16 protein-coding genes are annotated in these 14,643 nt (G+C 47.4%); 13 read left to right on the top strand and 3 right to left on the bottom strand.

What is annotated here, in order from left to right; all coding sequences use genetic code 11:
• The first annotated feature begins 20 nt into the window (after nt 1-20).
• From gatC to DXE44_RS08955, 12 genes are all read left to right on the top strand, one after another.
• The gene (gene gatC, locus DXE44_RS09010; protein WP_114654135.1) at nt 21-314 is read left to right on the top strand and encodes an Asp-tRNA(Asn)/Glu-tRNA(Gln) amidotransferase subunit GatC; all 294 of its coding nucleotides are present in this window, start codon (nt 21-23) and stop codon (nt 312-314) included.
• Entirely contained in the window at nt 311-1,828 is a 1,518-nt protein-coding gene (gene gatA / locus DXE44_RS09005; RefSeq protein ID WP_114654134.1) for an Asp-tRNA(Asn)/Glu-tRNA(Gln) amidotransferase subunit GatA, read from the top strand. The genes gatC and gatA overlap by 4 nt, the downstream gene beginning before the upstream one ends.
• Entirely contained in the window at nt 1,828-3,297 is a 1,470-nt protein-coding gene (gene gatB / locus DXE44_RS09000) for an Asp-tRNA(Asn)/Glu-tRNA(Gln) amidotransferase subunit GatB (protein ID WP_114654418.1), read from the top strand. The genes gatA and gatB overlap by 1 nt, the downstream gene beginning before the upstream one ends.
• Nucleotides 3,298-3,444: 147 nt before the next feature.
• Nucleotides 3,445-4,008, top strand: coding sequence for a DUF484 family protein (locus DXE44_RS08995; RefSeq protein WP_231970639.1), 564 nt, complete (start codon nt 3,445-3,447; stop codon nt 4,006-4,008).
• Nucleotides 3,989-4,990 carry a tyrosine recombinase XerC gene (locus tag DXE44_RS08990; protein ID WP_114654133.1) on the top strand — a complete coding sequence of 334 codons (1,002 nt, stop codon included), beginning with the start codon at nt 3,989-3,991 and terminating at the stop codon, nt 4,988-4,990. The genes DXE44_RS08995 and DXE44_RS08990 overlap by 20 nt, the downstream gene beginning before the upstream one ends.
• A 63-nt stretch (nt 4,991-5,053) precedes the next feature.
• Nucleotides 5,054-6,076, top strand: a complete 1,023-nt coding sequence (locus DXE44_RS08985) for a CobW family GTP-binding protein (RefSeq protein WP_174221146.1) — start codon at nt 5,054-5,056, stop codon at nt 6,074-6,076.
• A 224-nt stretch (nt 6,077-6,300) separates the two neighbouring features.
• Entirely contained in the window at nt 6,301-6,678 is a 378-nt protein-coding gene (gene dksA / locus DXE44_RS08980; RefSeq protein ID WP_174221145.1) for an RNA polymerase-binding protein DksA, read from the top strand.
• A gap of 26 nt (nt 6,679-6,704) precedes the next feature.
• Nucleotides 6,705-7,607, top strand: a complete 903-nt coding sequence (gene argB, locus DXE44_RS08975; protein WP_114654130.1) for an acetylglutamate kinase — start codon at nt 6,705-6,707, stop codon at nt 7,605-7,607.
• 21 nt (nt 7,608-7,628) lie between these two features.
• A complete protein-coding gene (slmA, locus tag DXE44_RS08970; RefSeq protein ID WP_114654129.1) occupies nt 7,629-8,285 on the top strand; it encodes a nucleoid occlusion factor SlmA in 657 nt (218 codons plus the stop codon).
• Nucleotides 8,282-9,421 carry a homoserine O-succinyltransferase MetX gene (gene metX / locus DXE44_RS08965; protein ID WP_114654128.1) on the top strand — a complete coding sequence of 380 codons (1,140 nt, stop codon included), beginning with the start codon at nt 8,282-8,284 and terminating at the stop codon, nt 9,419-9,421. The genes slmA and metX overlap by 4 nt, the downstream gene beginning before the upstream one ends.
• A complete protein-coding gene (gene metW, locus DXE44_RS08960) occupies nt 9,418-9,999 on the top strand; it encodes a methionine biosynthesis protein MetW (protein ID WP_114654127.1) in 582 nt (193 codons plus the stop codon). Before metX ends, metW begins: the two co-directional genes overlap by 4 nt.
• Nucleotides 9,992-11,326: an AmpG family muropeptide MFS transporter gene (locus tag DXE44_RS08955; protein ID WP_269460685.1), complete on the top strand. Its 1,335-nt coding sequence runs from the start codon at nt 9,992-9,994 to the stop codon at nt 11,324-11,326. The genes metW and DXE44_RS08955 overlap by 8 nt, the downstream gene beginning before the upstream one ends.
• On the opposite strand, the gene DXE44_RS08950 is transcribed toward DXE44_RS08955, so the two are convergent.
• The gene (locus tag DXE44_RS08950; protein WP_114654125.1) at nt 11,319-12,101 is read right to left on the bottom strand and encodes an exodeoxyribonuclease III; all 783 of its coding nucleotides are present in this window, start codon (nt 12,099-12,101) and stop codon (nt 11,319-11,321) included. The genes DXE44_RS08955 and DXE44_RS08950 overlap by 8 nt on opposite strands.
• Nucleotides 12,102-12,109: 8 nt before the next feature.
• Here DXE44_RS08950 and pyrE point away from each other — a divergent pair, with 8 nt between their 5' ends.
• A complete protein-coding gene (gene pyrE, locus DXE44_RS08945; protein WP_114654124.1) occupies nt 12,110-12,778 on the top strand; it encodes an orotate phosphoribosyltransferase in 669 nt (222 codons plus the stop codon).
• A 41-nt stretch (nt 12,779-12,819) separates the two neighbouring features.
• Here pyrE and dapF read toward each other — a convergent pair whose 3' ends face one another.
• A complete protein-coding gene (gene dapF, locus DXE44_RS08940) occupies nt 12,820-13,674 on the bottom strand; it encodes a diaminopimelate epimerase (RefSeq protein ID WP_197712936.1) in 855 nt (284 codons plus the stop codon).
• 59 nt (nt 13,675-13,733) lie between these two features.
• The gene (locus DXE44_RS08935; protein ID WP_114654122.1) at nt 13,734-14,633 is read right to left on the bottom strand and encodes an LpxL/LpxP family acyltransferase; all 900 of its coding nucleotides are present in this window, start codon (nt 14,631-14,633) and stop codon (nt 13,734-13,736) included.
• Nucleotides 14,634-14,643: the final 10 nt, after the last annotated feature.

The raw sequence follows: 14,643 nt of genomic DNA, 5'->3' as shown, positions 1-14,643 counted from the left end.
GAATGATACTCTAGCGCCCCATGAAACTTGATGATGTCCAGCGCATTGCGCACCTTTCCAGCCTTGAGTTAAGTCAGGCAGAAGCCGAGTCAGTATTGCCCCAATTACAGGCAGTTTTTGCCTTGGTTGAGGAGATGCAAGCTGTCGATACGAGCGGCCTTGCCCCCTTGGCCCACCCTATACTCTTTTTGCGTGATTTGGTGCAACCCTTGCGGAGCGATGCAGTGACCGAAACTGACCATCGCGCCGAAAACATGCAATCTGCCCCTGCTGTGCAGGACGGCTACTTCTTAGTTCCGAGGGTGATTGAATGAGTTGGCACAAAACCCCTATAGCCTTAATGGCTAAAGCATTGGCCGCAAAAGAGGTCTCCAGTACTGAGTTGACAAGATACTTTTTGGACCGTATTGAAGCTGGAAAACAGTGGAATGCATACCTTGATGTAAGTGCTCACTTAAGTTTAGACCAAGCTTCCAAAGCAGATGCCTTATTGTCCTCTGGAAAAGGCGGAAAGCTGACTGGTATTCCCGTAGCCCATAAAGATGTGTTTGTTACACGCGGCTGGAAGTCGACTGCCGCATCCAAAATGCTTGAGGGTTACCTCAGCCCATTTGATGCCACAGTAGTCTCTAATCTTGGAATTCCAGACGAGCTCAATCCCAATGGTGCTGGCATGGTTTGTCTTGGCAAGACTAATATGGATGAATTTGCAATGGGTTCATCTAATGAAAATTCAGCTTATGGACCAGTCTTAAATCCCTGGAATGCAGAATATGTTGCTGGCGGATCTTCTGGGGGATCTGCTGCTGCAGTGGCAGCTGGACTAGCTCCGATTGCGACAGGCACAGATACTGGCGGCTCAATACGTCAACCAGCTGCTTTTTGCGGACTGACTGGAATAAAGCCTAGTTATGGGCGCGTATCTCGCTACGGGATGATTGCCTACGCCTCCTCCTTGGATCAGGCGGGGCCAATGGGTAAGACGGCTGAAGATTGCGCCTTATTACTAACAGCAATGTCCTCGCACGATCCGCGTGACTCGACTTCCTTGGCTGATTCTGGCGAGGATTACGGTCGTTACTTGATCCAGGCCTGGAAAGAGGGCAACTCTAACCCAGCAAAACCTTTAGAAGGTTTGCGCGTTGGCTTGCCAATAGAATTCTTTGCAGAAGGTCTTGCGCCGGAAGTTGCTAATGCCGTTAATGCTGCTGCAAAAGCATTGCAAGATTTAGGTGCCCAGCTTGTGGACGTGAGCTTGCCTAAGACCAAGTTATCCATCCCGGTGTATTACGTTTTGGCTCCTGCCGAAGCCTCAAGTAATTTGAGTCGCTTTGATGGTGTGCGTTACGGACACCGCGCAAATGAATATCGTGATTTATCTGACATGTATAAGAAATCACGTACTGAAGGTTTTGGCGCAGAAGTAAAGCGTCGCATCTTGGTGGGCACCTATGTGCTTTGTCATGGTTATTACGATGCGTATTACCTACAAGCTCAAAAAATTCGTCGCATTATTGCAGCGGATTTTCAAGCGGCATTTGAAAAGTGCGATGTCATCTTAGGGCCGGTTGCGCCAGATGTTGCATGGCGTTTAGGTGAAAAATCAAAAGACCCAGTGCAGATGTATTTAGAAGACATTTACACGCTCTCAACGAACTTAGCAGGGTTGCCAGCTATGAGTGTTCCTTGCAGCTTTAATTCAAGCAAGCTACCGATCGGCATGCAGCTCATTGGTAATTATTTTTCTGAGGCGCGCTTACTTCAGGTGGCGCACCAATATCAGCAAAGTACTGATTGGCATTTGCGTCAAGCAAGCGAGGTGGCATGATGCAATGGGAAATCGTTATTGGTCTAGAGACCCACGCACAGTTACAAACACAGTCAAAAATTTTCAGCGGTGCGAGTACACGCTTTGGTGCTGGCCCGAATACACAAGCCTGTGCCGTTGACTTGGCGTTACCGGGCGTTTTGCCAGTATTAAATCGTCAGGCGGTTGAGCATGCCATTCGTTTTGGTTTGGCGGTCAATGCCAAGATTACGCCCGCAAGTATTTTTGCCCGCAAGAATTATTTCTATCCCGACCTACCAAAGGGATACCAAATTAGTCAGATGGATCTTCCGGTGGTTGTGGGCGGCCATCTGGAAATATTAGTCGGCGATCAAGTCAAAGTAGTTGAGCTCACACGCGCCCACATGGAGGAGGACGCAGGTAAGTCAGCTCATGAAGAGGGCTTCTTAGGGCCGCATGGCGAAGCATCCAGTGGTATCGATTTAAATCGTGCCGGCACACCATTGTTGGAAATTGTGACTGAGCCAGTGATGCGAAGTGCTGCTGAAGCAGTTGCTTATGCAAAAGCACTGCATACGCTCGTAGTTTGGTTGGGTGTGTGTGATGGCAATATGCAAGAAGGCTCTTTCCGTTGTGATGCCAACGTATCCGTTCGACCAGTAGGTCAAACAGAATTTGGTACCCGCTGCGAGATTAAGAACTTAAATTCCTTCCGCTTTTTAGAGGAAGCGATTCAATATGAAGTGCGTCGTCAAATTGAATTAATTGAAGATGGCGGCACAGTTGTGCAAGAAACCCGCCTGTACGATCCTGATCGTCAAGAGACTCGCAGCATGCGTAGTAAAGAGGATGCAAACGACTACCGCTATTTCCCGGATCCAGACCTATTGCCGGTCGTGATTGATGATGCGTGGATTGCCGATGTGCGCAGCAAGATGCCTGCCCTCCCTGCCCAGCTTCGCGAGCAATGGCAAAGTGAGTTCGGTTTAAGTGCCTACGATGCCCAATTGCTCACGCAAGATCGCGATACCGCCAAAGTATTTGAAGAGCTTTTGGCTATTGTTGGAAAGCCTTTAGCAAAAGCTGCGGCCAATCTGATTGCGGGCGAGTTTGCCTCATCACTCAATCGCGCCGGCATTGCTACTGCAGATGCGCCATTAAAGGCAGAGCATTTAGCGCCGCTATTAACTCGCGTAGCAGATGGGACTATCTCTAACAAGATCGCAAAAGATATCTTTGCAATTCTGTGGGAAGAGGCTATTGCTGGCAAAGTTATTAGTACTGTTGATCAAGTGATTGACGCCAAAGGCTTGAGGCAGATCAGTGATAGTAGTGAGCTTGAGGCCATGATTGATATGGTCCTGGCCGCCAACGAGAAGTCTGTTGAAGAGTTCCGCTCTGGCAAGGAAAAGGCATTTAATGCTTTGGTTGGTCAGATCATGAAAGCCTCACAAGGTAAAGCCAATCCAGGTCAGGTGAATGAGTTGCTACGTAAGAAGCTGAGCTAAAAAGTTAAGTCAGAAAATAAGCGAGAAAGACATAGATGAGCGCAATCGATCCTAAGCAAGCCGAACAAGAAGAATTGGTGGCGGAGTGGTTACGCGCTACCCCAGGTTTTTTTTGAGCGTTATGCCAATCTCTTAAATGAAATTCGCTTGAAGCATCCACATGAAGATCGCGCGATCTCATTGCAAGAGCGCCAGATGACTTTGTTGCGCACGCAAAACCAAGAGCTGAACCGCCGCCTGAGTGAGATGTTGCACTTTGGAAGTCGCAATGACAAGACTCAACAGAGTTTGGTGGCCTGGTTGTTGCGCCTGATAGGCGCTAATACAAAGGCTGATGTTGAGTCTGCAGTCACCGCGGGTTTAGCGGAAGTATTTGAAGTGGAGGCGGCGCAACTTCTCTCGCCCAATACGGTATTTGGTCCGTGGGTCGATACGCCTTTATGTGGCTCTGCTAAGGAATTAGCAACTGCGAGCGTGGATTTGTTGGCAACTCAAGTGAGCATTAATCCTGAGTGGCAAAGCATGGTGGCAATTGGCTTGCCATTAGGTAAGAGTGTTGGCGTGGTGCAATCGCCAGCAGTACTCTTGCTAGCAAGTAAAGATGAATCTCGCTTTACTGCAGATATGGGCGCATTTTATTTGCGTCAGATTGCCGAACTGACTGCTGCAGCTTTGGATCGTATCCAAGCTTATGAGCCAAGCACCAGCTGACCTTCATCCCTTAGTGCAAGAGTATTTGCACGAGCTGCATGTATTAAGGCAGCTGTCACCTCATACGCTTAAAGCGTACCGCATGGATCTGGGCGAGTTGCAAGTATTGGCAACAGACGATTCGATCGAATTATTAAAAGTCACAAATGCGCATGTGCGTCGCTGGGCAGGTCGCTTGCATTCAAAGGGAAAATCATCTCGCACGATTGCTAGAGCGCTGTCTGCGTGGCGTGGCTGGTATGACTGGTTGACTGAGAAAGATGCGCGTCGTGATGCAAAGGACGGGAGAGCGACAGCAAATCTAGTGGCAAATCCCGTTGATGATGTGAAGGCGCCCAAACGTTTGAAGTCATTACCCAAAGCACTTTCGGTTGAGCAAGCTCTTGCTTTGGTTAGTCAAGCCGTAAAAGAGGCTGAAGAAAAGCAAGATCTAGAAGCTGTGCGTGATGTAGCAATCATTGATTTGCTTTATTCCTCTGGCCTACGATTATCTGAGTTGCTGGGCATTGATGTGATGCAGAGCAAAGATCGACAGCAGGAGTCTGCAGGATGGTTGGATTGGGACGCAGCGGAAGTCACAGTATTGGGTAAGGGCGGTAAACGTCGCTCAGTCCCGATTGGTGGACCTGCCATGCAATCCCTCAAGGTCTGGCGCGCGATCCGCGACCAACTGGAGCAAGCAGGTGTATCGATGGCTTTATTTATCTCCGCTACTGGTGCGCGCCTATCCCCTCGAACGGTGCAGGCGCGCCTACGGACTTTGGCAATGAGGGCTGGTCTGCCAACCCATGTGCACCCACATATGATGCGCCATAGTTTTGCTAGTCATGTATTGCAATCGTCCCAAGATTTGCGGGCGGTGCAGGAGATGTTGGGGCATGCCAGCATTGCCAGCACGCAGATTTATACCTCTTTAGATTTCCAGCACCTAGCGCAGGCATACGATAAAGCCCATCCACGCGCAAAGGCTGGCAAAGCTTGAGGAACTGGGTAAGATAGTAGGTTTCCCATTTAGGGAATGTATTTATAGATTTTGAATGGATCGATCATGGCGTTAATTCCGGTAACAATTCTCACAGGCTTTTTAGGTAGCGGCAAAACGACTTTGCTCAAACATATCTTGACTGAGGAGCATGGCAAAAAAATTGCCGTGATTGAAAACGAGTTCGGCGAAGAAAATATTGATAACGACATCTTGGTTCAAGATAACCAAGAAAATATTGTGCAAATGAGCAATGGTTGTATTTGCTGCACTATTCGTGGCGATTTAGTAGAGGCGCTCAACTCATTGTGGGAACAACGTAAAGATAAAAAGATTAGCTTTGATCGCGTAGTCATTGAGACTACTGGTGTGGCTAATCCAGGCCCGGTGGCCCAAACATTCTTTATGGATGATGATGTTGCGGATCATTACGTATTAGATGCGGTAGTGACTCTTGTAGATGCTAAGCATGGACCACAGCAGCTTACTGAGCATGAAGAGGCGCAGCGCCAAGTAGGCTTTGCTGATCAAATCTTCATTACTAAGACGGATTTGGTAACGCCGGCTGAAGTGGATGCTTTGCGCAATCGTTTAATGCATATGAATTCCCGCGCCCCAATTCAGGGCATTTCTAAGGGTGTAGTGCCTTTAGATGCTGTTTTGGATCTCAAAGGCTTTAATTTGAACGCCAAGCTAGATATTGACCCTCACTTTTTGGAGCAAGACGATCATGATCACAGCACTTGTGGGCATGACCATAGTCACGACCATCATGATCATGCAGGCCATACAGACCGCATTCAATCCTTCGTTTTTCGTAGTGATAAACCCTTTGATCATAAAAAATTAGAGGACTTCCTGGGGGGCATTTTGGAGGTCTTCGGAGAGAAGATGTTGCGCTATAAAGGCGTGCTCTATGTGAAGGGTAGTAACCGAAAAGTCGTGTTCCAGGGCGTCCATCAGATGATGGGGAGTGATTTAGCGGGTGTTTGGGGTGCTGAGCCAAAGCAAACGCGGATGGTTTTTATCGGCATTGATTTGCCTAAAGACACCCTGCTGGCTGGGCTTGAAGGGTGTTTGGCCTAGAAAATATAAAGTACAATCCGGCGCCACGGCCAATATTGATAAATATTGGCAAAACGGCGGCAAAAGTTTGGCAGAATGAAGTAATAATGGTTTAGATCCATGGAAAGAACGAAATGACGGTAAAAACACCAACGAAAGCTACGGCTACAGCAAAAGCGCCTACTAAGGCTGCAAGTGCAAAGGCTGCTAAGGGTGCACCTTTAACAGAAGTTGAATTGCTCAAGATGTCCGAAAAGGACTATATGAATGCAGCTCAGCTGGATTTTTTCCGTCAAAAGCTTCTGACCTTAAAAGACGATATTTTGAAAAATGCCTCTGAGACCACAGAGCATTTGCGTGAAAACATTTTGGTTCCTGATCCTGCGGATCGTGCAACGATTGAAGAAGAACATGCACTCGAGTTGCGCACCCGTGATCGTGAGCGCAAGCTGCTGAAAAAAGTGGAGCAGGCTTTGGCCCGCATTGAGTCCGGTGATTATGGTTGGTGTGAAGAGACTGGGGAGTCGATTGGTTTGAACCGTTTAATTGCTCGCCCAACAGCCAATCTCTCGCTTGAGGCGCAAGAGCGTCGTGAACTTCGTCAAAAGTTGTTTGGCGATTAATTACTAGACTAAATATAAAAGTAGCAATGACCAAGCAATCCCCATCTATTAGCGAAATCCCACCCTTACTGAAGGCGGAGATTTTGGCCGAGGCTTTGCCTTACATTCGTGCATATCATGGTAAGACGATTGTGATTAAGTACGGTGGAAATGCGATGGTTGAAGAGCGCCTGAAAGAAAGTTTTGCGCGCGATGTCATCTTGCTGAAGCTGGTTGGCATGAACCCTGTCGTCGTTCACGGCGGCGGCCCACAAATTGATGAGGCCCTCAAAAAGATTGGTAAGACGGGCACCTTTATTCAAGGTATGCGCGTAACCGATGAAGAAACCATGGAAGTGGTGGAGTGGGTTCTCGGTGGCGAAGTGCAGCAAGATATTGTGATGTTGATTAATCACTTTGGTGGTCAGGCGGTTGGCTTAACTGGTAAAGACGGCGGCTTGATTCGTGCGAAGAAAATGTTGGTTGCTGATGAAAAGAAAGCTGGCGGAACGATTGATTTAGGTTTTGTTGGTGAGATTGAGGCCATTAATCCGGCAGTTGTGAAAGCATTGCAAGACGATGCCTTTATTCCGGTGATCTCTCCAATCGGATTTAGCGAAGAGGGTCAGGCTTACAACATCAATGCTGACTTAGTCGCTGGCAAGATGGCAGAAATTTTGCATGCAGAGAAATTAGTCATGATGACCAATATTCCGGGCGTGATGGATAAGGCCGGCACACTCTTAACTGATCTGACTGCACGTGAAATCGATGGTTTATTTGCAGATGGCACGATCTCGGGCGGAATGTTGCCAAAGATTTCTTCTGCATTAGACGCAGCAAAGAGTGGCGTGAATTCTGTTCACATCATTGATGGCCGAATTGAGCACTCACTGTTGCTTGAGATTCTGACTGAACAAGCTTTTGGAACAATGATTCGCTCCCGCTGAGAGTGGATAAGAGATATAGATATGCGTGATTCCTTAGACCCTACTGCATCAGAGATCGAAGCGACAGTTGCCGAAGAGGGTAAGACACGCAAGCGCCCGCGCCCTGGCGAGCGTCGTCTACAGATCTTGCAGGTGTTGGCAGAGATGTTGCAAAACCCGAAGGGTGAGCGCGTAACCACTGCTGCCTTGGCGGCAAAAATTCAAGTTTCAGAAGCAGCGCTCTACCGACACTTCGCTAGTAAGGCGCAGATGTTTGAGGGCTTGATTTCATTTATTGAGCAAACCGTTTTTGGCTTGATTAATCAGATTAATCAAAAAGAAGAGTCTGGCCTTGCGCAAGCGCGCGGGATTTTGCAGATGTTGTTGTTCTTCGCAGAAAAGAATCCTGGCATGACTCGCGTACTTTTGGGTGATGCCTTATTGCAAGAGGATGATCGCCTGCAAGAGCGTATTACACAAGTTCTAGACCGCGTGGAGGCATCTCTAAAGCAGTCTTTGCGCATTGCTCAAACTCAAGGCGGAGCTTGGGCAAATGTAAGTCAAGATGAAGTTAGTGTGCGCGCAGCCATGTTGATGAGTTGCGTCCTAGGGCGCTGGCATCGATTTGCACGCAGTGGCTTTAAGAAGCTGCCAACGGAAGCATCTGATATTAGTCTTCGCATTCTTCTGTCCGAATGAGCGAGCTACACCTCTCTAGAAACACTATCCATTTTGCCGAGCCCTTGCCTTTGCAAAGTGGCGCCATCTTATCGGGCTACGATTTAGTAATTGAAACTTACGGCAAACTCAATGCCGATAAAAGTAATGCCGTGCTGGTTTGTCATGCACTGAATGCGTCACACCATGTAGCCGGCCCCAACCCAGATGATCCAAACGATATTGGCTGGTGGGACAACATGATTGGACCGGGTAAGCCGGTTGATACGGATCATTTCTTTGTTATTGGCGTCAATAACTTAGGCTCTTGTTTTGGATCCACAGGTCCCATGAGTATTAATCCGGCTACTAGTAAGCCCTATGGCGCAGACTTCCCAGTAATTACAGTTGAAGACTGGGTCAACACTCAGGCGCGCTTGGCTGATAAGTTGGGCATTCGACGTTTTGCTGCAGTTATCGGTGGAAGCTTAGGTGGTATGCAGGCATTAGCCTGGTCAATTCAGTTTCCAAAACGACTTGCCCATTGTTTGGTAATTGCATCCACGCCAAAACTCAGCGCACAGAACATTGCATTTAACGAAGTGGCGCGCAATGCCATTTTGTCTGACCCAGATTTTCATGGTGGCAATTACTACGAGCATGGCGTTGTACCGAAGCGTGGCCTAAAGCTGGCCCGCATGGTTGGGCATATCACCTATTTATCTGACGATGATATGGCGGAAAAGTTTGGGCGCGAACTACAAAGACCAAATGGTGAGTCTCATGACTACCGCTTTAGTTTTGATGTGGAATTTGAGGTGGAGAGCTATTTGCGTCATCAAGGTGATAAGTTTTCTACTTACTTTGATGCCAATACTTATTTGCTCATTACTCGGGCGCTAGATTATTTTGACCCTTCTCGTCGTTACGAGGGCCGCTTGAATCGTGCCTTAGCCGAAGTGCAAGCCAAGTTTTTAGTTGTGAGCTTCTCTACGGATTGGCGCTTCCCTCCCAACCGCAGTCGAGAAATTGTGGAATCCTTGCTCAGCAATAAGAGTGAAGTGAGTTATGCAGAGATTGATGCGCCACATGGGCATGATGCTTTCTTATTGGATGACCCGCGTTATCACAATCTGATTCGTGCTTATTTCGAACAAATGCTAGAGGCTAAATCATGAAGCGCGCTGACTTTGCCGCAATAGCGAACTGGATTGCGCCGAATAGTGAAGTGCTTGACCTCGGTTGTGGGGATGGCAGCTTCTTAGAGTATTTGCAAAAGAAAAAACCTATTCATGCCTACGGAGTTGAGATTGATGATGCGCGCGTACTTTCTTGCGCTCAAAAGGGTTTGAACGTCATTCAGCAAAATCTTGAAGGCGGTTTGGCACTTTTTGAGAATAAGAGTTTCGATACGGTCGTACTCTCCCAAACACTACAAACCATTCACGAAACTGAAAAGATCCTGCGTGAAGTGGTGCGTGTTGGCAAGGAGTCAGTTGTTTCTTTCCCAAATTTTGGCCATTGGTCACACCGCCTAGCTGTTGGCTTTGGCCGTATGCCAGCTTCTAAAAGCTTGCCTTACCAGTGGTACAACACACCCAATGTACGCGTTCTGACCGTTGCTGATTTTGAAAAATTAGCCTCAAGCTTGGGTCTGCAAATTCTGGATCAATGCATCTTGCATGAGGGTCGCCAGGTTACTTTGATGCCCAATCTTTTTGGAAGCCTAGCGCTGTTCCGCGTTCGACGTGCTTAGTAGCCTTCAGTCCTGGCTGAAAGATTTTCGGGTTTATCTCGAATGGCCATGTCTTCGAATGCTCTTCTTGGGCTTCTCCGCCGGTTTACCCCTGCTGCTTATTTTGGGTACCTTGAGCTTTTGGCTAAGAGAGGCTGGCATTGATCGCAGCACCATCGGTTATCTCACTTGGGTTGGTTTGATCTATGCGTTTAAGTGGATGTGGGCACCCTTAGTAGATCGATTGTCCATTCCCTTGTTGTCAACATTATTTGGCAGAAGACGTAGCTGGCTGCTTTTTGCGCAGCTGCTAATTGTTCTTGGTCTGGTCGGTATGGCCAGTATTGATCCCAAAGTTCAACTCACACCAATTGTGTGGTGTGCTCTCCTCGTCGCCTTTGGTTCTGCCACTCAAGATATTGCCCTAGATGCTTTTCGAATTGAGTCAGCTGATAGCGATCATCAGGCAGCGCTAGCCGCTGCTTATCAAACAGGTTATCGACTAGCTTTAATTTGGTCTGGTGCTGGTGCTCTCTGGTTGGCTGTCCGTGCTGAATCTGGGGTTGCTGGATATGATCCAGCCGCCTGGCAATTTGCCTATCTTTGTATGGCGCTTTCGATTGGTGTGGGTGTCATTACCACCTTATTTAGTAGAGAGCCCGTTCGTATTGAGCTTGCAAAAGCACGTAATGCAAAAGTATGGCTACATCAAACTTTAATTGAACCATTTGCAGATTTCATTAAGCGCTATGGTTGGCACGCTATTTTGATTTTGTCTTTAATTGCCATCTATCGTATTAGTGATGTGGTGATGGGTATTATGGCTAACCCATTTTATGTAGATATGGGTTACACCAAAGATGAGGTGGCAGCTGTTAGTAAAGTCTTTGGCGTGGTGATGACATTAGTCGGCGCCTTCCTTGGAGGTGTACTCACTTTACGTTTTGGCGTGATGCGCATTTTGTTATTGGGCGCAATCTTATCGGCGGTCAGCAATTTATTATTTGCTTGGCTTGCGACACAGGACCACGATTTGCATGGCTTGGTTTGGGTAATCTCTGCAGATAACCTCAGTTCCGGAATTGCTACGGCAGCTTTTATTGCATTTTTATCGGCGCTCACGAATATTCAGTACTCCGCAACGCAGTACGCGTTATTTAGTTCGATGATGCTCTTATTGCCAAAGTGGTTGGCTGGATTCTCAGGTGTTTTTGTAAATAACTTTGGCTACTCAAACTTTTTTATTAGCACGGCAATTATTGGTGCGCCGGTCTTAATTCTGATTTGGCTGACTATTCATTTCAAAGTTGTGGAATTTAAAAAACACGACTCACAGGTTGCTAAATAGACCAGTCGTAATCTACTGTAAGTGGCGCATGATCTGAGAAGCGCTCCTCTTTATACACCGCAGTATTTTTAGCGCTTTCTGCAATGCCCGGAGTGGTGATGTGATAGTCGATGCGCCAGCCGACGTTCTTTGCATATGCTTGACCGCGATTACTCCACCAGGTGTAGCAGGCCTCAGTCGCTTCAGGCTTTAGCTTTCTATAGACATCTACGTAACCGACTTTGTCAAATAGGTTTGTCAGCCAAGCACGCTCTTCTGGTAAAAATCCTGAGTTCTTCAGGTTGCCTTTCCAGTTTTTCAGATCGATTTCATTGTGGGCAATATTCACATCCCCACACAGCACAATCTCGCGCCCTGACTTTTTGAGTTCAACTAGGTGTGGCAAGAAAGAGTCTAGATAACGATATTTAGCCTCCTGTCTTTCTGGCGAGCTTGAGCCTGAGGGCATGTATACTGAGATCACTGACAGCTTCTTGAATCGGGCTTCTACATAGCGTCCCTCAGCATCAAATTCTTCATTCCCATAGCCATAGAGCACCTCGTCTGGCTTATGGGGGGTGTAGATGCCGCAGCCGCTATAGCCCTTTTTCTCAGCATGATGAAAAAAGCCGTGTAACCCATCCGGATTGAGAATGGCATCTTCTAAGTCATCCTGTTGAGCTTTGAGCTCCTGCATGCAGACAAAGTCCGCCTTTTGTTTTACAACCCAAGACATGAAGCCTTTTTTGACTGCAGAACGGATACCGTTGAGGTTGGCAGAAATGATGCGTAACATATAGGCCTATGAGCTCAAAAAATTCTAATCAAGATAACTTTATTCAATTTGTCTTGGAGGCAAATGTTTTGTCGTTTGGGGAGTTTAAAACTAAAGCGGGTCGCCTTTCTCCCTATTTCTTTAATGCGGGTGGATTTAATGATGGAGCTCGCTTAAGCGCCTTGGGTCGCTACTACGCCAAGGCTTTGCAAGAGGCTGGCCTGCAATACGACATGCTTTATGGGCCAGCCTATAAAGGCATCACTCTGGCTGCTGCCACTGCAATTGCTTTGGCTGATTCTGGCCGTAATGTTCCCTATGCCTACAACCGTAAAGAAGCTAAAGATCATGGCGAGGGAGGCTCATTAGTAGGTGCCCCTGTTAAAGGCAAAGTGGTCATCATTGATGATGTGATTTCTGCTGGGACTTCGGTGAGAGAGTCTGTAAAACTGATTCGCGATGCAGGTGCAGAGCCAGCAGCGGTATTGATTGCTTTGGATCGTATGGAAAAGTCAGGCACTGCTACGGAGATTGGTGATAAGTCAGCAGCACAGGCGGTAGAGCAAGAGTTTGGTTTGCCAGTAGTGGCAATCGCGAACTTGGCAGACTTAATGACTTTCTTAACTACCTCCAGCAATGCCGAGCTAACAAACTACCTACCAGCAGTGAAGGCTTATCGCGAGAAGTACGGGATTTAATCTAAAGAGTAGTGGCAGCAGAAGCGCCCACATTTCCACTCTTAGATCTTTGTTTCGCCTTCGAACACGGTAATTGCTGGCCCAGTCATGATGACGGGCTGAGCAATCTCATTGATCATGCCGCCCCAGGCAATAAGTAAATCACCGCCACGGGTGTGCACTTTAACGGGGGAATCAAGTAAGCCACGACGAATGCCGGAGACTACTGCCGCGCATGCACCAGTACCACAAGCGAGAGTCTCACCAGCGCCACGCTCATAAACGCGCAACTTGATTTCATTGCGATTGATAACTTGCATGTAGCCAGCGTTGACTCTTTTCGGAAATACAGGATCTCTTTCAATGGAAGGACCCTCTTCGAGTACGGGTGCGCTATCCACATCACCGACTACTTGAACTGCATGGGGATTGCCCATCGATAAGACGTCTATCCAGCTATCGCGCGTTGCTGGTGTAGTAATAGGCAGAGCGTAGAGCATTTCATGAAACTCTTGCTTGCTAGCTAGGCCACTCGCATTAAATGGAATTTGACTATGCTCAAAAATCGGCGCGCCCATATCCACTTCCACCTGGCCATCTTCATGAGATTTGAGTGTAAGCGCTGTATGCGCAACTTCAACCCGCAAAGGATTTTTAGTGGATAGACCTTGGTCGAGAACAAAGCGAACAAAGCAACGTGAACCGTTGCCGCATTGCCCCACCTCGCCACCATCCGCATTAAAAATGCGATAACGAAAATCAGCATCAGGACGCGTGGCTTTTTCAACCAGCAGGATTTGATCAGCGCCAATACCAAATTGGCGATGGGCTAGTTTTTGCCACTGCTCGCAAGTGACATCGCTCAGGTCTTGATCAATCCCATTGAGCACAATGAAATCATTACCAGCACCATGCATTTTGGTGAAGCGTAATGTGCGCGCAGGCTTGTTTAAATTTGTGCTCAAAAGATTTCCAATTAGTTATAAAGACTTGGCTCGCCAGGTGGCCGATGCTTAAAGCGTTTATGTACCCAATAGTACTCTGCAGGTTTTTCTCGAACAAGGTCTTCGATGTATTTATTCAGGCGTGCGGAATCTGCCTCAACGTCATCTGTTGGAAAATTGGGAAGTGGTGCGCTGATATTGCAGGTATACCCCATGCGATCAGCATTCAAAGTGGTAGTCATGAGGCAGACTTCCGCACCGCTAAGCCTTGCTAGTCGAGAGACTGAAGTGATCGTATTGGTTTGGATTCCAAAGAAAGGAACAAAAACAGAGTCGCGTGGACCAAGATCAATACCAGGCGCAATAAAAATAAAGTTACCTGTTTGAATTTCGCGAATCAAATCACGTAAGCGACTTTGACGCTCAATCGATTTACCACCGAAACGATTTCTCCATTCAATCATCTTTTGATTGAAGAATGGGTTCTTCATATTTTGGTAGAGACCGGCACCCCGTGGCCAATCATGCTGACTAGCCAAAGCCGAAAGCGCCATGAAGCCGCCCTCGAGCCCTACAAAGTGAGGATTAATTAAGAGTCGTGGCTTGCGATCGCCTAAAGTGATTGCAGAGTTGATGGTGATGATATCGGTAATTTGTTTTCCGCTACCAAGCCAAATACGACTTCTCTCAATGACGCTACGCCCAAATAGTTTCCAGTGCTCTAGTGCGAGCGAGTTAATTTCATCTTGACTCAGATTGGGGAAGCATAAACGCAAATTTGTTTTTACAGCCTTGGCACGCTCATTTGGTATGTGTGCCGCCAACCATCCGAGACCGTAGCCAATATAAATGGTAAGGCCATAAGGTAGAAATGCAAATAGGCGCAGCAAGCTCAGCGCCAGAAAATTAAAAACGATTTGTAACCAGGTCATGTTAAATAAA

Origin of the sequence: Polynucleobacter necessarius (genome assembly GCF_900095175.1) — a bacterium.
GTDB lineage: Bacteria > Pseudomonadota > Gammaproteobacteria > Burkholderiales > Burkholderiaceae > Polynucleobacter > Polynucleobacter necessarius_I.
The sequence above is the reverse complement of the archived record's forward strand: the minus strand, read 5'-3'. Positions and strand labels throughout refer to the sequence as shown.